The sequence below is a fragment of the Agrococcus sp. Ld7 genome, from assembly GCF_045064095.1.
Lineage (GTDB): Bacteria > Actinomycetota > Actinomycetes > Actinomycetales > Microbacteriaceae > Agrococcus.
Genome location: NZ_JBISGY010000032.1, coordinates 45,011 through 66,484, shown reverse-complemented (window position 1 = coordinate 66,484; position 21,474 = coordinate 45,011). Strand labels below are relative to the sequence as shown.

The window sequence follows — 21,474 nt, the reverse complement described above, 5'->3', positions numbered from 1 at the left end:
GTGCGGGCCGGGGCGGCATCCGCTGCTCGGTACGGCGGCGCAGCGCGCTGCCGAGCGTCGCGGGCGATCCGCTGCCGCATCCGCTGCTCGGCACTGCGCGCGGCCCGCTACCGGTCGACTGGTGCGGTTCCGCCCGAGCAGGGCTGGCGCGCCAGCACCGGTCGGGCACGGCAGCACCAGTCGGTTCGCTGCAGTCGGCAGGCAGCGCCGCGGCTAGAAGCCGAAGCGGCCCAGCTGCTTCGGGTCGCCCTGCCACTCCTTCGCGACCTTCACCCGCAGGTCGAGGTGCACCTGCGTGCCGAGCACGCGCTCGATCTCGGCGCGGGCATCCGCGCCCACCTGGCGCAGGCGCGAACCGCCCTTGCCGATGATGATGCCCTTCTGGCTGTCGCGCTCGACCCACAGGTTCGCGTAGACGTCGGTGAGCTCGCGATCCTCGCGCGCGACGATGTCGTCGATCGTCACCATGATCGAGTGCGGCAGCTCGTCGCGCACGCCTTCGAGCGCTGCCTCGCGCACGAGCTCGGCGATGCGCACGCTGAGCGACTCCTCCGTGGTGGTCTCGGCCTCGTACAGCGGCGGGCCGTACGGCAGCAGGGCCACGAGCTGCTCGACCAGCACGTCGAGCTGCGTCCCCCTGACCGAGGAGAGCGGCACGATCGCATCCCACTCCCGCAGCTCGGAGACGGCGAGGAGCTGCTTCGCCACCGCCTCCTTCGAGGCGAGGTCGGTCTTCGTCACCACGGCGATCTTCCTCGCGCGCGGGAAGCCTTCGAGCTGCTGGTCGATGTAGCGATCGCCGACGCCGAGCGCCTCGTTCGCGGGGATGCACAGGCAGATCACGTCCACGTCGCCGAGCGTGGTCTTCACGACCGAGTTGAGGCGCTGGCCGAGCAGCGTGCGCGGCTTGTGCATGCCGGGGGTGTCGACGATCACGAGCTGCGCGCCCTCGCGGTGTACGACGCCGCGGATCGCGTGCCGCGTCGTCTGCGGCTTCGACGAGGTGATGGCGATCTTCTCGCCCACGATCGCGTTCATGAGCGTCGACTTGCCAGCGTTGGGGCGGCCGACGAAGGTGACGAAGCCGCTGCGGTGGGCGGCGGCGATCTGCGCGGCACGGCCCGTGTCGACCGGCTCCGCGGGCTCAGCCTGGGCGGGCTCCGCATCGGTGCGATCGGCCCCGCGCTCCTCGCGCCCGGTCGTCTCGCGCTGGTCGTCGGTCATGCTGCCCCCTCGGGTGCTCTCTGCTCGTCGGGTTCGGAGGTGCGCCACACGCCCATCTCCCCTGCGTTGCGGCCGCGACCGTCGATCGATCGCACCTCGATGTGCAGCCCGTCCGTCTCCACGACGTCGCCCACCTCCGCGATGCGGCCGAGCTCCTTCTGCACGAGCCCGCCGACCGTGTCGACGTCCTCGTCGTCGAGATCGAGCCCGAAGAGGTCGCCGAGCTCATCGATCTGCAGTCGAGCGGAGACGTGCCAGGTGCCGTCTCCGGCGTCGACCGCTTCGGCCCTGCCGCGGTCATGCTCGTCGTGGATCTCGCCCACGAGCTCCTCCACGAGGTCCTCCAGCGTCACGAGGCCCGCGATGCCGCCGTACTCGTCGACGACCATCGCCACGTGCATCCGCTCCGCCTGCATGAGCGCGAGCGTGTCATCGGCCTTCTTCGACTCCGGCACAAGGATCGCGGGCCGCGCGAGATCGGCAGCGGTCTCGTCGGCATCGGGCCGCCAGGTGTTGCTGCGCACCACGTCGCGAAGGTAGAGGATGCCGTCGATCTCGTCGGTCGACTCCCCCACCACCGGCATGCGCGAGAGTCCGTTGTCGAGGAACATGCGCAGCGCATCCTTGGCGGTCGCGTCGCTCTCGACGACGATCATGTCCGGCCGCGGCACCATCACCTCGCGCACGAGCGTCTCGTTGAACTCGAAGATCGAGTGGATCAGCTCGCGATCGTCATCCTCGAGCACGGCGCTCTCCGCGGCCGCGTCGACCATCGACAGCAGCTGCTGCTCGGTGCCGAACGCGGTCTCGCGCTGCCGGCCGGGCGTGACCTTGTCGCCCACCGTGACGACGAGCGACGCGATCGGGCCGGTCAGCACGCGCCAGAAGCGGATGAAGCCGGCGGATGCGCGCAGCAGCCCCACAGCGTGGGCGCGGCCGACCGCGCGAGGGCTCGAGCCGACGAGCACGAAGGAGATCACGATCATCGCGCCGCCGGCGATGAGCAGCGTGATCCACCACTGCACGACGAGCGAATCGACGGCGAGCGTAATGAGCACCGCCGCGACCGTCTCGAACATGATGCGGCCGAACTGCAGCGTCATCACGTGCGCGGAGAGGTCGTCGGCGATGGCGCGCATCGCGCTGCTGCGACGGGCGTGCTTGGCGGCCTCCTGCAGCTCGGCCCTGGAGACGACGCCGAGCGCGGCGTCGCATGCGGCGAGCCAAGCGCCGAAGGCGACCAGCAGCGCTGCGACGAGGAAGAGGACGGTCGCGAACATCAGCCGACGAGGCCGGGCGTGCCGCTGTCGCGGGCCTCGAACGCCGCCAGCAGCTTGTCCTGCAGCGCGAACATCTCGTCGCGATCCGCCGGCTCGGCGTGGTCGAAGCCGAGCAGGTGCAGCAGACCGTGCGTGGTGAGCAGGCGGAGCTCCGTCATCAGGTCGTGGCCGGCTTCGGCCGCCTGCTCCTGCGCGACCTCCGGGCACAGCACGATGTCGCCCAGCAGTCCCGCGGGCGTCGCGCGCCCCGGGGATCCCGGTCGCAGCTCATCCATCGGGAACGACAGCACGTCGGTGGGGCCGGCCTCGTCCATCCACTGCACGTGCAGCTGCTCCATGGTCGCGACGTCGACGAGCGCGATCGACACCTCGGCGTGCGGGTGGACGAAGAGCTCCTGCAGGTCGAAGGCGACCAGCCGCAGCAGCTGGGCCTCGTCGACCGCGGTGCCCGATTCGTTCAGCAGGTCGATCGACATCAGTTGCGCCTTCCGCGGTTGCGATGCTGCTGGGTCGCGCGGGCGGTGCGCGCCATCTGCCGCTGGTCGTGCTCGGTGTAGGCGTCCACGATGGCGCCGACGAGCGTGTGCCGAACCACGTCGGCGCTCGTCAGCGTCGCGAAGTGGATGTCGTCAAGGCTGTGCAGCACCTGCTTCGCGACCTGCAGGCCGGACGTGCCGGCCGGCAGGTCGACCTGCGTCGCATCCCCCGTGACGACCATCCTCGAGCCGAACCCGAGGCGCGTGAGGAACATCTTCATCTGCTCCGGGCTCGTGTTCTGCGCCTCGTCGAGCACGATGAACGAGTCGTTGAGCGTGCGGCCGCGCATGTAGGCGAGCGGTGCGACCTCGACGACACCCGTCGCGAGCAGCTTCGGCAGCAGCTCCGGGTCCATCATCTCGTTGAGCGCATCGAACAGGGGCCGCAGGTAGGGGTCGATCTTGTCGGTGAGGGTGCCGGGCAGGAAGCCCAGCCGCTCGCCCGCCTCCACAGCGGGACGCGTGAGGATGATGCGGCTGACCTCCTTGCGGTGCAGGGCCTGCACGGCCTTCGCCATCGCAAGGTAGGTCTTGCCGGTGCAGGCCGGGCCGATGCCGAACACGATCGTGTGCGCGTCGATGGCCTCGACGTAGTCGCGCTGGCCCTCGGTCTTCGCGCGGATCGACTTGCCCCTGGAGGTGAGGATGACCTCGCCGATCGCGTCGGCGAGGCTGCGGGTGGAGTCCTGCCGCAGGATGCGCGACCCCACGCCCACCTCGCTGTCGGTGAGGTCGGTGCCCTGCCGCACGAGGTCGACGAGCTCCTGCACGAGCCGTGTCGCGACCTCGACCGCGGGCTCGGGGCCGGTGAGCGTGACGAGATTGCCGCGCACCGCGACGTGCACATCGGGGTGCTCGCGCTCCAGCCGCGTCAGCAGCCGATCCTGCGGGCCCAGCAGCCGCACCATCTCGATGCCGTCGATCTCGATCGACTGCGTGTCGTCAGGCAAGCGAACCCTCTCCGAGCGTTCCTGCGAGCACGTGTGCGTGCGCGTGGAACACGGTCTGTCCGGCGAGCTCGCCGGTGTTGAACACGAGGCGGAAGTCGCCCTCGGCGCGCTCCCGCGCTATGGCCCGCGCCGCCTGCACGATCTCGGCGAGGAGGTCGGGGTCGCCTGCAGCGAGCTCGACCACGTCGCGGTACGCGGCGGTCTTCGGCACCACCAGCACATGCATCGGTGCCTGCGGATTGATGTCGGTGAACGCGATGATGCGGTCGTTCTCGAGCACGATCTCCGCAGGGATCTCGCGTGCGACGATCTTCTCGAACAGTGTCGGCTCGGCCATGCGATCAGCCTACCTTCGTGCCGCTCACCAGCGGCCGAGTCGCAGCGAGAGCGCCGCGAGGCCAGCCGGCCCCGCGGTCGACGTGCGCAGCACGTGGTCGCCCATGCGCACGCGGGCCGCGCCGGCGGCGTCGAGCGTCTCGAGCTCGGCGGGATCGATGCCGCCCTCGGGACCGACGACCAGCAGCACGTCGCGCTCGATCGCGACCTCGGCGATCGAGCGCGGCGCGGCCGGGTCCAGCACCATCAGCTGCCACGCGCCGGCGAGCAGCGCGAGCCCGGCGGTGTCGACGACCGGAGCGACCTGCGGCAGGTGCGGCCGGATCGCCTGCTTGCCCGCCTCCCGCACGACCTTGCGCCAGCGCTCGAGCGACTTCTCTCCCCGTTCGCCCTTCCACTGCACGACGCTGCGGCGCGCCTGCCACGGCACCAGCGCATCGACGCCGAGCTCGGTCGCCGCCTGCACCGCGAGCTCGGCGCGGTCTCCCTTCGCGAGCGCCTGCGCGAGGCCGATCCGCGGGCTCGGCGCGTCGACGTGCTCGATGCGCTGCAGCACCACGTCGACGCCATCGCGCTCGGCACGGTCGATCACGCCCTCGGCGAGCACTCCCCTGCCGTCGCTGACGAGCACGCGCTCGCCGCGCCGCATCCGCGACACGACGGCCGCGTGATGCGCCTCGTCGCCCGTGAGCGTCACGAGGTCGCCTGCCGCCGCGCCCGACAGCGCGTCGTGCCAGTAGCAGTGCGCCATCAGATCCGGAAGCGGTCGCGCATCTTGGCGAAGAGCCCCTGACGGTGCTGCGACAGCTGAGGGCCGGGCGCCTTGGTGCGCTCGCGCAGCTCGCGCAGCAGCTCCTCGGTGCGGCGGTCGGTCTTCGTCGGTGTCAGCACCTGCACGCCGAGCTTGAGGTCGCCGCGACCCGCGCCCCGCAGCCGCGTCACACCGCGATCCGCGATCGAGATCACATCGCCCGACTGCGTGCCGGCGCGCACCTCGACGTCGATCGAGCCGTCGATGCCATCGAGCGTCGCGCGCGTGCCGAGCGCTGCGTCGGGCATGGACACCTCGATCGTGCCGAGCAGGTCATCACCGTCGCGGCTGAACACCTCGTGGTGACGCACGTTGATCTCGAGGTAGAGCGTGCCGGCCGGCCCGCCACCCTCGCCGACCTCGCCCTGACCGGGCATCTGGATGCGCAGGCCCGTGTCGACGCCTGCGGGGATGTCGACCGGGATGGTCCGCTCCGCGCGCACCCGGCCGTGGCCGGCGCAGGTGTGGCACGGCTGCGGGATGACGCTGCCGAAGCCCTGGCAGACGACGCACGGCTGGCTGGTGACGACGTTGCCGAGCAACGAGCGCACCTGGCGCTGCACATGGCCGGAGCCGCCGCACTGCAGGCAGCGCTCGGGGCTCGTGCCGGGAGCTGTCGCCGCGCCGTCGCAGGTACCGCAGAGCACCGCGGTCTGCACGCGCAGCTCGCGATGCACGCCGAAGATCACGTCGGCCAGGTCGAGGTCGACGCGCAGCAGGCTGTCCTGGCCGGGCTGCTTGCGCGAGCGAGGGCCGCTCGTGCGACCTCCGCCGCCGAAGAACTGCTCGAAGATGTCGCCGAAGCCGAATGAGCCCGCACCCGCGGTGGGCCCGCGGTCGTACTCCGCGCGCGACTGCGCATCGCCCAGCACGTCGTAGGCGTGCGTGACGTCCTTGAAGCGATCCGAGGCCTCCGCGCTCGGATTCACATCCGGATGCAGCTCACGAGCGAGCTTGCGGTAGGCCTTCTTGATCTCGTCCTGGCCGGCGTCGCGCGCGACGCCGAGGGTCTCGTAGTGGTCTGTCACTCAGTCCTCGCTCAGCAGCCGCGTGAGGTAGCGCGCAACAGCGCGCACCGCGGCCATGTTTCCTGCATAGTCCATGCGGGTCGGTCCCAGCACGCCGATATGTCCCTCGATGCCGTCCGTGCTGTAGGTGGAGGCGACCACGGAGGCCTCCCCCAGCGGGCCCGTCAGCTCACGCCCGATGCGGGTCGCGACCTCACCCTCGAGGCCCATCTCGTCGAACAGGCGCAGCAGTGTGACCTGCTCCTCGATGGCGTCGAACACGGGCGTCACCGTGCCCTGGAAGTCACGCTCCTCGCGCACGAGGTGCGATGCTCCCGCCATCACGATGCGGTCGCCGCCACCCGTCTGCAGCATCTCGCCCAGCGCCTGCGCCACGGCGCCGGTCGCGGGCCTGAGCGCGTCGGGGGCGGTCGCCGCGACCGAGGCAAGGCGTCGGATCGCCTCGGCGGGCGTGTGCTCGCCGACGGTCTCGGTGAGTGCGCGGCCGAGGGCGGTCGCCTGCTCCGGGTCGATCCGCTGCTGCGCGTCGACGACGCGCTGCTCGACGCGTCCGGAATCAAGGATCAGGACAGCCAGCAGCCGATGCTCGACCACCGCGACCAGCTCGACGCGGCGCACCACCGCGTGGCGGCGCAGCGGCACCTGCACGAGCGCGACCTGATTCGTGAGCTGCGAGAGCAGTCGGGCGGTGCGGTCGAGCACATCCTCGCGGTCGACGGAGTCGGCGAGGAAGCGCGTGATGGCCACCCGTTGCGCGTGCGACAGCGGCTGCATGCGCTGCAGCCGGTCGACGAAGACCCGATACCCCTTGTCGGTGGGGATGCGGCCGGACGAGGTGTGCGGAGCCGCGATGAGCTCCTCCTCCTCGAGCAGCGCCATGTCGTTTCGGATGGTGGCGGCGGAGACGCCGAAGGCGTGCCGCTCGACGATCGACTTCGAGCCGACCGGCTCGCGCAGGGCGACGTAGTCCTGGACGATCGCGCGCAGCACGTCGAGACCGCGATCCGAGACCATCCGCGCTCCTCTCCGCTGCAGGCGATAGGACGCCCCACGCTTGGCACTCTCTGCTCCTGACTGCCAATCCTACCCGTCTGCAACTCTGGCATGGGATCCTCAGGCGGAGAGGCGCACAATGATAGGAGCGGCGCGCTCCGGCGCCTTGCGACGACGATCGAAGAAAGGCACGCAATGTCTGATCCGAATACGCCTCGTGCAGAGGGCACCGATCCCGCAGACCAGTCCGCCGACGGGTTCGCCGTCACCGGTGAGCAGCACGCTACCCCGAGCGCTCCAGCGGCCCCGGGCGTCGGTGAGCCCGCGCAGTCGTTCTCCTCCGCCCCCGTGCCTCCCGAGCAGGAGGCTCCCGGGCAGCCCGCCTTCAGCGCTGGCGAGGGCAGCCAGAGCTGGCAGCAGAGCCAGCAGCCGGGGTCCGACGGCGCGCCCAGCTACGGCCAGGCGAGCAGCGCTCCGACCTACGGTCAGTCAGGGCAGCAGTCGGCGGCGCCGGGGCAGGGCGGCGCCGGCCAGCCGCTGGGCGGTCAGCCTCCCCACGCGCAGCAGAACCAGCCCGGTCCATCGCAGTACGGCGCTCCCGGCCAGCCGGGACCGTCGCAGTACGGCGCACCGGGGCAGCCCGGTCAGCAGTACGGCGCACCGGGGCAGCCCGGTCAGCCGCAGTACGGCGCACCCGGTCAGCCGCAGTACAGCGCTGCCGCACCGATGTCGCCCGTCGACGAGAAGAACGCCGGCATGTGGGGGCACCTCTCGGGACTGTCGACCGTGATCACCGGCGGCTTCGGTGGCTGGATCGGGCCGCTCATCGTCTTCCTCATCTATAAGGACCGCAGCGCCTTCGCGCGCCAGGAGTCCAAGGAAGCGCTGAACTTCGGCATCTTCATGACGATCCTCGCCGTGGGCATCATGTTCGTGGGCATCCTGCTGGCCATCCCGACGTTCGGCCTGCTCGGGTTCATCAGCGCCCTCTACTGGATCCCGGGCCTGCTGCAGGCGATCTTCTCGATCATCGGTGGCATGCGCGTGAACGGCGGCGGCTCCTACCGCTACCCGTTCAACTGGCGGCTCGTGAAGTAGCGCGGCCTCACGGCAGCAGCCGACGCACCACCGCGTCGGCCAGGAGCCGCCCTCGCAGCGTCGGGATCACCCGGCCGGCGAGGGCGGCTCTGCCGTCTGCGAGCCCCTCAGCGACGAGCCCGGCGACCGCAACGCGTCCCTCCGGTTCGAGCAGGTCGATCGGCAGGCCCTCCGCGATCCGCGACTCCAGCAGCACGCGCTCGACGCGGCGGGTCTCGTCGTCCAGCACCTCACGCGCGAGCGACGGGGACGCGCCCGCGAGCAGTCGGTCGCGGTACGCCGCGGGATGCTTGACGTTCCACCAGCGCACGCCGCCGACGTGGCTGTGGGCACCCGGCCCGAAGCCCCACCAGTCGTGGCCGCGCCAGTAGGCGAGGTTGTGCCGCGCGACGCGGGCATCCCGCGCCCAGTTGGAGACCTCGTACCATGCGTAGCCGGCCGCGCTGAGCGTTGCATCCGCCGCCTCGTACATCGCCGCCTGCAGGTCGTCGTCGGGCGTTGTGAGCTCGCCGCGGCGGATGCGGCGCGCCAGTGCCGTCCCGTCCTCGACGATCAGGGCGTAGGCCGAGACGTGGTCGGGCTGCATCGCGATCGCGGCGTCGAGCGAGGCCTGCCAGTCGTCGAGCGACTCCCCCGGTGCCCCGTAGATGAGGTCGAGGCTCACCTCGAGCCCCGCCTCCCGTGCCCAGTCGACCACGAGCGGCACGCGCTCAGGGTCGTGCGTGCGATCGAGCGCCGCGAGCACATGGGGCTTCGCCGACTGCATGCCGAAGGAGACGCGGGTGACGCCGCCATCGCGCAGCTGCCGCAGGCCGGCCGCGTCGATCGAGTCGGGGTTCGCCTCGGTGGTGACCTCCGCACCGGCTGCGAGACCGAAAGCATCCGTCACGCCCTGCAGCATGTGCACCAGATCGCCGGCTGGCAGCAGCGTCGGTGTGCCGCCGCCGAAGAACACCGTCTGCATCGGGCGCAGCGGTCCGAGCTCGCGGAGCACCCGTCGGGCGAGCACGATCTCGGCGGCGACATCCGACGGGTAGCCGGCCCTCGTCGCGCCGCGCAGCTCATCGGCGGTGTAGGTGTTGAAGTCGCAGTAGCCGCAGCGCACCGAGCAGAACGGCACGTGGATGTAGGCGCCGAACGGCGCGTCGACGGCGGTGCCCGCAGGCAGCGTGCCGTCGGCCGGTGCCGTCTCTCCCTCGGGCAGCCGCCCCACGGTCAGCGGACGTCGATGGACCGCAGCACCGTCAGGTAGCGGTCGTGGTACTTGCTGCGCATCGCCTTCGCGACCGGAGCGCCGAGCTTCACCCACCACTTCGCATTCCGCACAATGGCGCGGAAGTGCATGAAGACGGTCTCGTCGTCCGCGATCTCGATCGTGAAGCGCTCCTCGCCGGACTCCGGGTGGCCGTCCAGGGAGCCGAGGATGACACCGTGGCTGGAGGCCTCCTCCTCGACGGCGATCACGCGCATGGGCGCATGGATCTGGATCCCCATGAAGCGCACGCGCTGATCGATCGAGTCGCCCGGCTGCAGGAAGGGCTCGCCGTCGGGACCGAAGTCCTGCTGGGGCTCGGTGCTGGCCGCGCGGGTCGCCTCCGTGCCCTCGAATCCGACCGGGCGGTAGGTGCTGCCCGCCTCGGTGCCGACCACATCGACCTCGATGCCGGCGAGCCGCTGGACCTTCCAGGTGCGCAGCGCCGCGACGGCCGCGTCGTAGCGCGGGCGGCCGTGGCCGATGCGGCTGCGCAGCTGCACGACCTCGAAGCCCTTGGGCGGGAAGCGGTGGAAGTCGAAGTGTGCCGTCACGCCGACCGAGCCGTAGTTGGTCGCGCGATCGCGGATGGGGATGGTCATTTCGCGTCCTTCTTCGTCTCACCGCTCGAGAGCGCGGCGATGAACGCCTCCTGGGGCACCTCAACGCGGCCGACCATCTTCATGCGCTTCTTGCCCTCCTTCTGCTTCTCCAGCAGCTTGCGCTTGCGGGTGATGTCGCCGCCGTAGCACTTGGCGAGCACGTCCTTGCGGATCGCGCGGATGGTCTCGCGGGCGATGATGCGCGCACCGACGGCGGCCTGGATCGGGACCTCGAACTGCTGCCGCGGGATGAGCTCGCGCAGCTTGCCCGCCATGAGCACGCCGTAGGCGTAGGCCTTGTCGCGGTGCACGATGGCGCTGAACGCGTCGACCTGCTCGCCCTGCAGCAAGATGTCGACCTTCACCAGGTCGCCCTCCTCCTCGCCGTCGACCTCGTAGTCGAGCGAGGCGTAGCCCTGCGTCTTCGACTTCAGCTGGTCGAAGAAGTCGAAGACGATCTCGCCCAGCGGCAGCCGGTAGCGCAGCTCGACGCGGTCCTCCGAGAGGTACTCCATGCCGCCGAGCGTGCCGCGGCGCGACTGGCACAGCTCCATGATGGCGCCGACGTAATCCTTGGGCGCCAGGATCGTGGCGCGCACCATCGGCTCGACAATCGAGTTGATCTTCCCGTCCGGGAACTCGCTCGGGTTCGTCACCGTGTGCATGGTGCGATCCTCGGTCTGCACCTCGTAGACGACGCTCGGCGCGGTGGCGATGAGGTCGAGGTCGAACTCGCGCCGCAGTCGCTCCGTGATGATCTCGAGGTGCAGCAGGCCGAGGAATCCGCAGCGGAAGCCGAAGCCCAGGGCGACGGATGTCTCCGGCTCGTAGACGAGCGCCGCATCCGAGAGCTTCAGCTTGTCGAGCGCCTCGCGCAGCACCGGGTAGTCGCCGCCGTCGATCGGGTAGATGCCGGAGAAGACCATGGGCTTCGGGTCGGCGTAGCCCTGCAGCGGCTCGGTCGCGGCATTGCGCGCGGTCGTGACGGTGTCGCCGACCTTCGACTGCCGCACGTCCTTGACGCCGGTGATCAGGTAGCCGACCTCGCCCGCGGCGAGTCCCTTCGACTGCTTGGGCTCGGGGCTCGAGACGCCGATCTCGAGCAGCTCGTGCTTGGTGCCGGTCGACATCATCTGGATGTGATCGCGCGGCGCGAGGCGGCCGTCGATGACGCGCACGTACGTGACCACGCCGCGGTAGGTGTCGTAGACGGAGTCGAAGATCATCGCGCGGGCGGGGCCATCGACATCCCCGACGGGCGCGGGCACGGAGCGCACCACGCGGTCGAGCAGCTCGGAGACGCCCTCACCGGTCTTGCCGCTCACGCGCAGCACGTCGTCGGGATCGCCGCCGATGAGGCGGGCGATCTCGGCCGCGTACTTCTCCGGGTCGGCGGCCGGCAGGTCGATCTTGTTGAGCACCGGGATGATCTCGAGGTCGTTCTCCATCGCCAGGTAGAGGTTGGCGAGCGTCTGCGCCTCGATGCCCTGCGCCGCATCCACGAGCAGGATCGCGCCCTCGCACGCGGCGAGCGAGCGGCTCACCTCGTAGGTGAAGTCGACGTGGCCGGGCGTGTCGATCATGTTGAGCGCGAAGGTCTCACCCTCGAGCTCCCACGGCATGCGCACGGCCTGCGACTTGATGGTGATGCCGCGCTCTCGCTCGATGTCCATGCGGTCGAGGTACTGCGCGCGCATCGAGCGGTCGTCGACGACGCCGGTCAGCTGCAGCATCCGGTCGGCCAGGGTCGACTTGCCGTGGTCGATGTGCGCGATGATGCAGAAGTTGCGGAGCTGCGCGGGGTGGGTCGCGGCTGGCTCGAGTGCCTTGGTCGCTCGGGGGCTCACGGGTCCTTCTCATCGAAAAGCTCAGGGGGCCGCGGGGTGGTCGCGGTGCGGAATGCTCCATTCTCCCACAGCAGATGCCGGGCGCCGCGTTGCGGGTGGCGTTCGCACGCTGATACCATCGTTCGTTGGCTTCCCCTTCTTCTGCGCGCTCGTCGCGCGAGAGCGGGTCGCGGCGGGCTCTGGTGAGCAGAAGCCGCCGCCAATCAACTCGTACGAACCAAGAACAGGACACCATGGCGAACATCAAGTCGCAGATCAAGCGCATTCTGACGAACCAGAAGGCGACCGACCGCAACCGCGCGCTCAAGAGCGAGCTCCGCACCGCTGTGCGCGAGGCCCACAAGGCCATCGCCGCCGGCGACAAGGACGCCGCGCAGGCGAAGGTCACCGTTGCCACGCGCAAGCTCGACAAGGCCGTGTCGAAGGGTGTCATCCACAAGAACCAGGCCGCGAACCGCAAGTCGGCCATCGCGAAGCAGGTCGCCGCGCTCTAAGCAGCCGCGCTCGCTCGAAGGGGACCCCGCTCGGGGTCCCCTTCGTCGTTCGCGGGCGCGCTCGCCCGCTCGCTGCCCGCCGACGGTCCCGTACCGGTACCAAACGGTCACCTCGTCCCGAGTGAGGCGACCACTTCGTACCGCTCCGCGGCACTGCGAGCGGGCGGCCACCTCCGCGGGGGTCACGGGCGGCCACCCGTTCCGGTACGGAACGGTCGCCTCGCCCCGCGTCGCGCGACCGTTCCGTACCGCTCCCCCGCAGCGCGCGCGGACGGGCACCTGTTCCGGTACGGAACGGTCGCGTCGCCTCGCGTCGCGCGACCGCTTCGTACCGCTCCCCGCAGTGCGCGCGGGCGGGCACCTGTTCCGGTACGGAACGGTCGCCTCGCCCCGCGTCGCGCGCCCACTTCGTACCGGACGGCGGATGCGCGCGGGCGCGCCGGCGCGCAGCTCAGGCGACGCTGCGGTCGGCGAGCTGCCGCACGAGTCGCTCCACCGCGTGCTGCGGATCGCGCTCGGCGCCCTTCACCGCGTGGTCGGCATGCGCGATCGCCTCGATCGCATCGCAGAGCGTCGCGTCGGTGAAGCTGCGCAGGTCCTTGCGGGCGTTCCGCACCTGCCAGTCCTGCATGCCGAGCTGCCGTGCGGCCTGCCCGTCGCCGCCTCCCGCGCCCGAGACCTTGGCGAGCTGCCGGAAGCGCATGGCGAAGGCCGCGACGATCGGCACCGGATCGGCCCCGGTCGCGATCGCGTGGCGCAGCGTCACGAGCGCCTTGGCGGTGTCGCGGGCGATGACCTCGTCGACGACGGCGAACGCGGTCGTCTCGACCCGACCCGAGTAGTACGTGCGCACGACCTGCTCGGTGACCGGGCCATCCGTGTCGAGCGCGACCTGTCGGATGGCGTTCGCGAGCTCGGCGATGTCGGAGTGGAACGCGTCGACGAGCGCGGCGATCGCCCCGGGCGTCGCCTCGCGCTCCAGCAGCCGCAGCTCGTTGCGCGCGAAGGGCACGAGGTCGCCCCGGCCGAGCGGTTGGCACAGCACCTCGATCGCCCCGGGCGTCGCGCGGATCGCATCCAGCAGCTTCTTGCCGCGCACCGTCGAACCGTCGTGGCGGATCACGAGCGTCGTGCCGTCCACCGGCTGCTGGAGGTAGCGCAGCGCGTCGGCGATGAACGCGTCGGTTGCCTTCACGCCGTTCTCGACCCGCACGAGGCGCGGCTCGTCGAACAGCGAGGGGCTCGCGATCATCTCGAGCGCACCGTCGGTGTAGGCGCCGGCATCGACATCCGAGACCTCGAGCTCTGGATCCTCGAGCAGCAGCAGCGACTTCAGTCGCTGGAGCGCACGGTCTGCGAGGAACGACTCCTTGCCGAACACCAGCACGACCGGCGCCGGCGACACCTGCTCCCATGTGATCTTCGGAATCGCGATCTTGGTGCCGCTCGCTGCCATGCCATCAGCCTACGGCGCGCCACCGACGCGCTCGGACCAGACGCGCACACCCTGCTCGTCGACCGCGAGTGCGATGATGCCGAGCTCGTCGGTGCGCAGCGACACGGTGCCCACGTCGCGGAGGAGGCGGAGGGCGGCCTCGGTCGGATGGCCGTAGTCGTTCACGCCGACGCCGATCAGGCCGACGGATGCGCCCACCCGGCGGTACAGCGCCGGCAGCTGATCCGCGGAGCCGTGATGCGCCACCACCACGATGGCAGCCGCAGGGAGGCCGCGCCGCAGCAGCTGCGACTGCGCCTCGGCACCCAGGTCGCCGAGCACCAGCAGCTCGAGGCCGTCGTCCGGCAGGTCGATCGCGACGGCCACACTGGCATCGTTGCCGGGCGCGGGGTCACCGACGGGCCAGAGCGCCTCCACCCGCATCTCCCCCACCTGCCACGCGTCGCCGCGTCGAGCCTCCTGCGTGGCGGCGCCGCCGGTCGCGAGCTCCTGCACGACGCGGACCGCGCGATCGTCCAGCGGACCGTGCACGAGCATCCCGGTGCGTCCCACCAGGGCTGACGCGCCGCCCGCGTGGTCCGCGTCGAAGTGCGTGAGCACCAGCAGGTCGACGCGCTGCACGCCGAGCGTGCTCAGGCAGCGTCGCACCGGTGCGGGATCCCGCCCGCTGTCGACCAGCACGACCGCGCTCTGGTGCCGCACGACGGTGGCACTCCCCTGGCCGACATCGCACTGCGCGACGCGCCAGTCGGCGAGAGCGCCCAACCGGATGCTCGGCCAGGCGGCGCCGAGGCCGACGACCAGTCCCACGACCAGCGCGGCGGCGATAGAGCGCCCGAACCGCCCCCTCGCGTGACCGATCGCGATCATGCCGAGCATGACGGATGCCGCCACCGCACCCCATGGCGCGGCGGGCCAGGGGATCTGGGCGCCCGGCAGCTGCTGCGCGACCATCGCGACCCCGGCGATCCATGCCGCGGGAATCCACGCGACCCAGGCGAGGCCGACGGCGACCGCCGGAGCAAGCGGCGCCGCAAGGCAGGCAGACAGTCCGATCACCGTGACCACCGGTGCCGCGGGGCCCGCCAGCAGGTTCGCCAGCACCGAGACGAGGCTGACACGCGCGTCGAGCCCGACGAGCACCGGCAGGCACCACAGCTGGGCGGCGAGCGGCACGGCGATGAGGGCCGCAAGCGGTGTCGGCAACCAGCGCGCAAGTACGCGGGAGATCGGAGGACCGTGCACGATGAGGCCGCAGGTGGCGAGCACCGAGAGCGCGAAGCCGGCGCTCGTCGCCAGGTGCGGCTGCAGCGCCAGCACGAGCAGCACGGCGAGGGAGAGCACTGCCACGGCACCTGCGCGACGACCGGTGACGATGCCGAGCAAGCCGATCGATGCCATCGCTCCGGCTCGCACGACCGAGGGCTCCGGTGTGACGAGCACGACGAAGGCGCCGAGCGCGCCGGCCGCGACCGCCACGCGCACCGTGCGGCGAGCCCCGAGCGCTGCCGCCGACTGGAAGGCGGCCCCGACGACGACCACGCAGTTGGCACCCGAGACGGCGGTGAGGTGCGAGAGCCCGGTCTCGAGCATCGCCGCGCGCAGCTGCGGGCTCACGCGTCGCTCGTCACCGATCGCGAGACCGGGCAGCAGCTCGCCGCCGGCACCCGGCAGCTGCGCCGAGGCGGCCAGCAGCCCGTCGCGCAGCGGGCCCGCCCAGGCCAGCCAGGCCGCGGGCTCGGTGAGCTCCAGATCCGTGCACGTCAGCAGCCAGCGCGAGCCATCGAGCCACGCGCTGCATGCTCCAGCAGCGGTCGCGCCGATCGTGAGCGGCACATCCGGCGCCCGCAGCAGCATGGCGCTGCGCATGGTGCCGAGCGCAGCCGGCGCGGCGCCGTCGCACCCGGTGATCAGCACCTCGGTGGGCGCGGTCTGGCCGAGCAGCAGCAGGGTCAGCTCATCGCACTCGTCGAATCCGCTGGAGACCATCGCGTCACCGGCCAGCAGCAGCGGACACGCAAGTGCAGCGCCGACCGCCACGGTGCGGAGCACGTCGGTGCCGATGGTGGGCGCGCTGTGCCTGGCCAGGTGCGCCGCGATCAGGCATGCGACCGCGACGGATGCGGCGACCAAGGCGGCCACCCCCAGCAGTGCGGCGTGCGTGCTCAACGCCGCGAGCATCGCCCACGCGATCGCCACGGGGAGCGCAAGCCGCACGTCGCGCATCAGAGCGTCACGAGCGGTGTCAGCGACGACAGCAGTGCGGGGCCGATGCCAGAGACGTCGTCGAGCTGGGCGATGTCGGTGAAGGGGCCGTGCTCGTCGCGGTGGGCGATGATGGCGAGCGCGAGCGTGGGCCCGACGCGCGGCAGCGTCTCGAGCGTCGCCTGGTCTGCGCGGTTGAGCGACACGAGCCCGCCGGGGCCCGTGCCCACACTGCCGCTCGCTGGCCCAGCAACGGCGGCCGCAGCCTGCTCGTCGACCGTCAGCACGATGAGCTGCTCGCCGTCGACGAGCGCGCGAGCGAGGTTCAGTGCGCCGGGGGCCGCGTTCTCCGCTGTGCCGCCTGCCCTGGCGAGCGCGTCCAGCACGCGGGCGCCGTGCGGCAGCCGATAGACGCCGGGCTCGGCCACCGCGCCCTGCACGTCCACGACGAGGTCGCCCGCGGCGGTCGCGACCGGGGATGGAAGGACGGCCGCCTGCTGCGCATCGACCACCATTCGCTGCGCGACGCCGCCGGCGACCGCGCCGAGCACGAGCAGCACCGCGGCGCCCGCGCCCAGCCGCCAGCGCGCATCCGTTCCGGCCATTCCGGCACGGTAGGGCGGATGCGCGGGGGCGCGGGGACGGCGGGCGCTCGGTTGTGGAGGGACGTGAGGTCGTCGCGCCCGGTCTCGTGACGCGGCCGCCTTCGGCGGGCGCTCCTCGACCTACGGAGGTGGGGCCGGTCTCGTGACGCGGCCGCCTCCGGCGGACGCTCCTCGACCTACGGAGAGCGAGGGGTTCCTCGACCTACGGAGAGCGGGCGCTCCTCGACCTACGCAGAGGCACCCGGTCTCGTGACGCGGCCGCCTTCGGCGGCCGCTCCTCGACCTACGGGAGAGGGGGTGGCGGGGCGGGGTCAGCCGATGACGAAGTTCACGAGCTTCGGGGCTCGCACGATTGCCTTGCGGATCTCGGCGTCGCCCATGGCTCGCTGCACGCCCGGCAGGTCGCGTGCGGCCTGCTCCAGCTCTGCGTCCGTGATGTCGGCCGCCACGTCGATGCGATCGCGCACCTTGCCGTTGACCTGCACGACGGCCGTGACGCTGTCCTCCTTCGTGAGCGACAGGTCGGCCTTGCGCCAGCCGGCGTTCGCGACCGAGGGCTGATGACCGAGGTTCGCCCACATGTCCTCCGCCGTGTACGGCGAGAACAGCGACAGGCCCAGCGCGATCGTCTCGACGGCCTCGCGCACCGCGGGGTCGCCGGCACCGGGACCGGCGTCGACGGCCTTGCGCGTGACGTTGGTGAGTTCCATGAGCCGCGCAACGACGACGTTGAACTTCAGGCCCTCGATGAGCCCCGGCGCATCCGCCAGGAACTTGTGGGTCTCGCGGCGCAGCGCGCGGTCGCCCGGCTTCGGGTCGGTGCCCGGCTTCGCGAGCGCCTCTTTCGACAGCCGCCACGCTCGCGCGAGGAACTTCTGCGCGCCGGTCGGGCTGACGTCCTTCCAGTCGATGTCGTCCTCCGGCGGGCCGGCGAACGACATCGTCAGGCGCACGGCATCGACGCCGAAGCGCTCCAGCTCCTCCGAGAGCGTGACGAGATTGCCCTTCGACTTCGACATCTTCGACCCGTCGAGGATGACCATGCCCTGGTTGAGCAGCGACTCGAAGGGCTCCGTGAACGGCACGTGGCCGAGATCGAACAGCACCTTCGTGATGAAGCGCGCGTAGAGCAGGTGCAGGATGGCGTGCTCGACGCCGCCGACGTAGCGGTCCACCGGTGCCCAGCGCTCGACCTGCGCGCGGTCGAACGCCTGCGTGTCGTCCTTCGGGCTCAGGAAGCGCAGGTAGTACCAGGACGAGTCGACGAACGTGTCCATCGTGTCGGGGTCGCGGCGCGCGGGGCTGCCGTCGATCGGCGACTCCACGGCCATCCACTCCTCGGCCGCGCCGAGCGGGCTCGTGCCCTTCGGGGTGAGGTCGAGGCCGGCCGAGTCGGGCAGCGTGACGGGCAGCTGCTCGAGCGGCACCGGCACCTCCTGGCCGTCATTGGTGTGGATGATGGGGATGGGCGTGCCCCAGTAGCGCTGCCGGCTCACGAGCCAGTCGCGCAGGCGGTAGGACTTCGCCGAACGGCCGACGCCCTTTGCCTCCAGCAGCTGCACCATGCGGCCGATGGCGTGCGTCTTCGACAGTCCGTCGAGCTCGCCCGAGTTGATCATGCGGCCGTCGCCCGTGAGCGCCTCGCCCGTGGACTTCGGGTCGAGCGACGGCGCCTCGTCGGGCCACACGGCGTTGCCGTCCTCGTCGAGCGGGATCGCGGGCATCACGCCGGTGACGGGCGCGTTCGTGTCGACGACCACCTTGACCGGCAGGTCGAAGGCGCGCGCGAAGTCGAGGTCGCGCTGATCGTGCGCGGGCACGGCCATCACGGCGCCGTGGCCGTAGTCCGCCAGCACGTAGTCGGCGGCCCACACGGGCATCCGCTCGCCCGTCAACGGGTGGATCGCGAAGCGGCCCAGGTCGACGCCGGTCTTGACTCGCTCGGTGCTCTGGCGGTCGATCTCGGTCATGCGACCGACGTCGTCGAGGTACGACTGGAAGCGCATCCGCACCTCCGGGTCGGCACCGGCAGCCAGCTCAGCGGCCAGGTCGGAATCCGGCGCGACGACCATGAACGTCGCTCCATAGAGCGTGTCGGGGCGCGTGGTGAAGACGGGCACGCGGCCCGGGTGCCCCTCGATCTCGAACTCGACCTCAGCGCCCTCCGAGCGGCCGATCCAGTTGCGCTGCATGCGCAGCACCTTCGCGGGCCAGCGGCCCTCGAGCTGGTTCAGGTCGTCGAGCAGACGGTCGGCGTAGTCGGTGATCTTGAAGTACCACTGCGTGAGCTTCTTCTTGACCACAGCGGTGCCGCAGCGCTCGCAGCGACCGTCGACGACCTGCTCGTTGGCGAGCACCGTCTGGTCCTGGGGGCACCAGTTGACGTTGGAGGGCTTGCGGTACGCGAGGCCGGCCTTGTAGAGCTCGAGGAACAGCCACTGGTTCCACTTGTAGTACTGCGGATCGCTCGTGTGCAGGATGCGATCCCAGTCGAATGCCGCGGCGTACTTGCGCATCGAGCGCTTGTGCTGCTCGATGTTCGACTCGGTCCACTGCTTCGGATCCTCGCCGCGCCTGATCGCCGCGTTCTCGGCCGGAAGTCCGAAGGAGTCCCAGCCGATCGGGTGCAGCACGTTGAACCCCTGCTGGCGCCAGTAGCGTGCCAGCACGTCGCCGTAGGCGTACGACTCCGCGTGGCCCATGTGGAGATCCCCCGACGGGTACGGGAACATGTCGAGCACGTACTTGCGCGGGCGCGTGTCCGTCTCGTCATCCGTCGCGAAGGGTCGCAGGGCCTCCCACTCGGGCAGCCAACGCTGCTCGATGCGGGCGAAGTCGTATGTCTCGTCAGTCACTGATGCTCCTGGGTGAGGCCAGCCGTCGGCGGCTGCAACCGGCTGTCCAGTCTACGCGGGCGCGACCGCAGACGAGTCGTGCCTACAATCGAAGGGCCATGTCGAGGAGGTGATCGGTGCCGGAGTTCGAGAACCCGCCAGCGACCGTCGACGTTCCCGCGTCGCGCGTGACGCGCATCGTCGCCATCGACGCGCCTGTCGCCGCCGTCTGGCGCTGCCTCGTGGAGCCCGATCTGCTGGCCCAGTGGCTGGGCGACATCGCCGCCTTCCCCGATGGCGTCGTCGAGGGCGCGACCGGCCGCTTCGCGTGGACCGGCGAGGTCGTGCTGGCCGCGAGGATCCGCGAGGTCGTGCCCGAGGAGCGCTTCGCATTCGAGTGGGCCGAGGGGATCCTCTCCGGTCGCGCATCCGCCGTGCAGATCACGCTCTCCCCCACCGAGCAGGGCACGCAGGTGCACCTCGTGGAGTCGGGCTTCCCGCTCGAGGGCGATGACGCGACCCGCCGCGAGGCGCTGCGGTCGCTCGCAGCGGGATGGACGGTGGAGCTCGACGAGCTGGTCGAGCTGGCGGAGTCGCTGCCGGCCTGACGCCGCGTCAGCGAGGCACGAGGGCCGCGAGCAGGGCCGCCGCCTTCACGTGCAGCTCCTCGACCTCGAACGCCGGGTCGGAGAGCGCCGTCACACCGCCTCCGACGCCGATGTGCGTGCCGTGCTCGTCTGCGACGACGCTGCGGATCACCATCGCCAGGTGGCACGTCTCCCCTGCGACGAGGCCGAAGCAGCCGGAGTAGACGCCTCGCGGTGCCCCCTCGAGCGCCTGCAGCAGCTCGACCGTGCGGCGTTTGGGCGCGCCGGTCATCGAGCCCGCTGGGAACAGCGCCCGGACGGCATCGAGCGGCCCGAGCCCCGGCAGCAGCCGGCCCCGAACGGTCGACACCAGCTGATGCACCGTCGGATAGGTCTCCACCGCCAGCAGGCTCGTCACCTCGACCGTCCCCGGCGCGCACACCCGCTGCAGGTCGTTGCGGCACAGGTCGACGATCATGACGTTCTCGGCGCGCTCCTTCTCGCTCTCGAACAGCTCGCGCGCGAGCGCGGCGTCATCGTCGGCGCCGCGGCGCCTGGTGCCCTTGATCGGGCGGGTGGTGGCGACGCCGTCCTCGACGCGCAGGAAGGTCTCTGGGCTCGCGCTCGAGACGGTCACGCCCGCGATGCGCAGCAGCCCACCGTGATGGACGGGGCTCGCCGAGCGCAGCCGCGCGTGCGTCGCGATCGGGTCGATGTGCGGGCCATCGATGGCTGTCGTCAGGCACAGCACGTAGGAGTCGCCGGCGCGGATGTGCGCGCGGCAGCGCGCGACCTTCTCGGCATAGGCGGCATCGTCGTCCCGCCAGCGCAGGGCCGCGGGGTCGACGCCGGCCATGGGCGGCAGCCGCACCGGCGCCGGCTCGAGCGACCACGGCTGCCCGTCGCGCGACTGCAGCTGGGCCTCGCCGCCCGCCACGACGACCCAGCGGTCGAGCAGCAGCCACGCCGCCTCGGGGAACCGCGCCGCGCCGGACGACTCCGCGGGCGGCGCGAGCCCGAGCATCCGCACGCCTGCCTCGTAGCCGAACCAACCGACCCACGCGCCCGGCAGCGCCGAGCGAGCGGTCTCGAGCGCGGCAACGGCATCGCCCGCGATCGGCGCACCATCGAGCTCGGCGACGCCGTCGCGCACGATCAGCACGTGCGCCCCGACGCCGATGATGTGGGCGCCCCGCGATGAGGAGTCGAGCCACACGACGTCGCCACCCGAGGCTTCCAGCGACGCGAAGGCGGCCTCGGGCGAGACGGCGGCGTCCCGCGCCCAGTGCGCACCGAGGTGCGGCAGGAGCGGCACATGGGTCGCAGGCATAGGGTC

At 71.3% G+C, this 21,474-nt stretch carries 19 protein-coding genes; 3 read left to right on the top strand and 16 right to left on the bottom strand.

The features are described from left to right. Positions 1-213: 213 nt before the first annotated feature. The 8 genes from era to hrcA are packed head-to-tail and all read right to left on the bottom strand — an operon-like array spanning position 214 to position 7,179. Positions 214-1,224 (bottom strand): GTPase Era, encoded by a 1,011-nt coding sequence (gene era / locus ACJJVL_RS09460; protein WP_405218390.1) that lies wholly within the window; start codon positions 1,222-1,224, stop codon positions 214-216. After that, a complete protein-coding gene (locus ACJJVL_RS09455; protein ID WP_405218388.1) occupies positions 1,221-2,504 on the bottom strand; it encodes a hemolysin family protein in 1,284 nt (427 codons plus the stop codon). The genes era and ACJJVL_RS09455 overlap by 4 nt, the downstream gene beginning before the upstream one ends. Beyond that, complete coding sequence (gene ybeY, locus ACJJVL_RS09450) at positions 2,504-2,980, bottom strand: rRNA maturation RNase YbeY (RefSeq protein ID WP_405218386.1); 477 nt, start codon at positions 2,978-2,980, stop codon at positions 2,504-2,506. Before ybeY ends, ACJJVL_RS09455 begins: the two co-directional genes overlap by 1 nt. Continuing rightward, the gene (locus ACJJVL_RS09445) at positions 2,980-3,948 is read right to left on the bottom strand and encodes a PhoH family protein (RefSeq protein WP_405218467.1); all 969 of its coding nucleotides are present in this window, start codon (positions 3,946-3,948) and stop codon (positions 2,980-2,982) included. The genes ybeY and ACJJVL_RS09445 overlap by 1 nt, the downstream gene beginning before the upstream one ends. A gap of 34 nt (positions 3,949-3,982) precedes the next feature. Continuing rightward, positions 3,983-4,327: an HIT domain-containing protein gene (locus tag ACJJVL_RS09440; RefSeq protein ID WP_405218385.1), complete on the bottom strand. Its 345-nt coding sequence runs from the start codon at positions 4,325-4,327 to the stop codon at positions 3,983-3,985. Between the two features lie 24 nt (positions 4,328-4,351). After that, positions 4,352-5,077: a 16S rRNA (uracil(1498)-N(3))-methyltransferase gene (locus tag ACJJVL_RS09435; protein WP_405218384.1), complete on the bottom strand. Its 726-nt coding sequence runs from the start codon at positions 5,075-5,077 to the stop codon at positions 4,352-4,354. Then, on the bottom strand, positions 5,077-6,165 hold the full coding sequence (locus ACJJVL_RS09430) for a DnaJ C-terminal domain-containing protein (RefSeq protein ID WP_405218382.1): 1,089 nt from the start codon (positions 6,163-6,165) through the stop codon (positions 5,077-5,079). Before ACJJVL_RS09430 ends, ACJJVL_RS09435 begins: the two co-directional genes overlap by 1 nt. Next, positions 6,166-7,179 (bottom strand): heat-inducible transcriptional repressor HrcA, encoded by a 1,014-nt coding sequence (gene hrcA / locus ACJJVL_RS09425; protein WP_405218380.1) that lies wholly within the window; start codon positions 7,177-7,179, stop codon positions 6,166-6,168. A 174-nt stretch (positions 7,180-7,353) separates the two neighbouring features. On the opposite strand from hrcA, the gene ACJJVL_RS09420 reads away from it, so the two are divergent. Then, positions 7,354-8,256, top strand: coding sequence for a DUF4870 domain-containing protein (locus tag ACJJVL_RS09420; protein ID WP_405218379.1), 903 nt, complete (start codon positions 7,354-7,356; stop codon positions 8,254-8,256). Positions 8,257-8,263: 7 nt separating this feature from the next. Here the strand turns inward: ACJJVL_RS09420 and hemW are convergent, their stop codons facing one another. The 3 genes from hemW to lepA are packed head-to-tail and all read right to left on the bottom strand — an operon-like array spanning position 8,264 to position 11,957. Then, positions 8,264-9,469 carry a radical SAM family heme chaperone HemW gene (hemW, locus tag ACJJVL_RS09415; protein ID WP_405218378.1) on the bottom strand — a complete coding sequence of 402 codons (1,206 nt, stop codon included), beginning with the start codon at positions 9,467-9,469 and terminating at the stop codon, positions 8,264-8,266. A 2-nt stretch (positions 9,470-9,471) separates the two neighbouring features. Continuing rightward, positions 9,472-10,110 (bottom strand): DUF1990 family protein, encoded by a 639-nt coding sequence (locus ACJJVL_RS09410; protein ID WP_405218376.1) that lies wholly within the window; start codon positions 10,108-10,110, stop codon positions 9,472-9,474. Continuing rightward, a complete protein-coding gene (lepA, locus tag ACJJVL_RS09405) occupies positions 10,107-11,957 on the bottom strand; it encodes a translation elongation factor 4 (RefSeq protein WP_405218375.1) in 1,851 nt (616 codons plus the stop codon). The genes ACJJVL_RS09410 and lepA overlap by 4 nt, the downstream gene beginning before the upstream one ends. Before the next feature lie 233 nt (positions 11,958-12,190). Between lepA and rpsT the strand changes: the two genes are divergently transcribed. Then, positions 12,191-12,451 carry a 30S ribosomal protein S20 gene (rpsT, locus tag ACJJVL_RS09400; protein ID WP_405218373.1) on the top strand — a complete coding sequence of 87 codons (261 nt, stop codon included), beginning with the start codon at positions 12,191-12,193 and terminating at the stop codon, positions 12,449-12,451. A 451-nt stretch (positions 12,452-12,902) separates the two neighbouring features. Here rpsT and holA read toward each other — a convergent pair whose 3' ends face one another. From holA to leuS, 4 genes are all read right to left on the bottom strand, one after another. After that, a complete protein-coding gene (gene holA, locus ACJJVL_RS09395) occupies positions 12,903-13,907 on the bottom strand; it encodes a DNA polymerase III subunit delta (protein ID WP_405218371.1) in 1,005 nt (334 codons plus the stop codon). A gap of 9 nt (positions 13,908-13,916) precedes the next feature. Continuing rightward, entirely contained in the window at positions 13,917-16,133 is a 2,217-nt protein-coding gene (locus tag ACJJVL_RS09390) for a ComEC/Rec2 family competence protein (RefSeq protein WP_405218370.1), read from the bottom strand. Then, the gene (locus ACJJVL_RS09385) at positions 16,133-16,717 is read right to left on the bottom strand and encodes a helix-hairpin-helix domain-containing protein (RefSeq protein ID WP_405218368.1); all 585 of its coding nucleotides are present in this window, start codon (positions 16,715-16,717) and stop codon (positions 16,133-16,135) included. The genes ACJJVL_RS09390 and ACJJVL_RS09385 overlap by 1 nt, the downstream gene beginning before the upstream one ends. Before the next feature lie 311 nt (positions 16,718-17,028). After that, complete coding sequence (gene leuS, locus ACJJVL_RS09380) at positions 17,029-19,572, bottom strand: leucine--tRNA ligase (RefSeq protein WP_405218366.1); 2,544 nt, start codon at positions 19,570-19,572, stop codon at positions 17,029-17,031. Between the two features lie 116 nt (positions 19,573-19,688). Here leuS and ACJJVL_RS09375 point away from each other — a divergent pair, with 116 nt between their 5' ends. Next, a complete protein-coding gene (locus ACJJVL_RS09375; RefSeq protein ID WP_405218365.1) occupies positions 19,689-20,159 on the top strand; it encodes an SRPBCC domain-containing protein in 471 nt (156 codons plus the stop codon). Positions 20,160-20,166: 7 nt separating this feature from the next. Here ACJJVL_RS09375 and ACJJVL_RS09370 read toward each other — a convergent pair whose 3' ends face one another. Beyond that, a complete protein-coding gene (locus tag ACJJVL_RS09370) occupies positions 20,167-21,468 on the bottom strand; it encodes an anthranilate synthase component I family protein (protein WP_405218364.1) in 1,302 nt (433 codons plus the stop codon). Between the last annotated feature and the right edge of the window lie 6 nt (positions 21,469-21,474).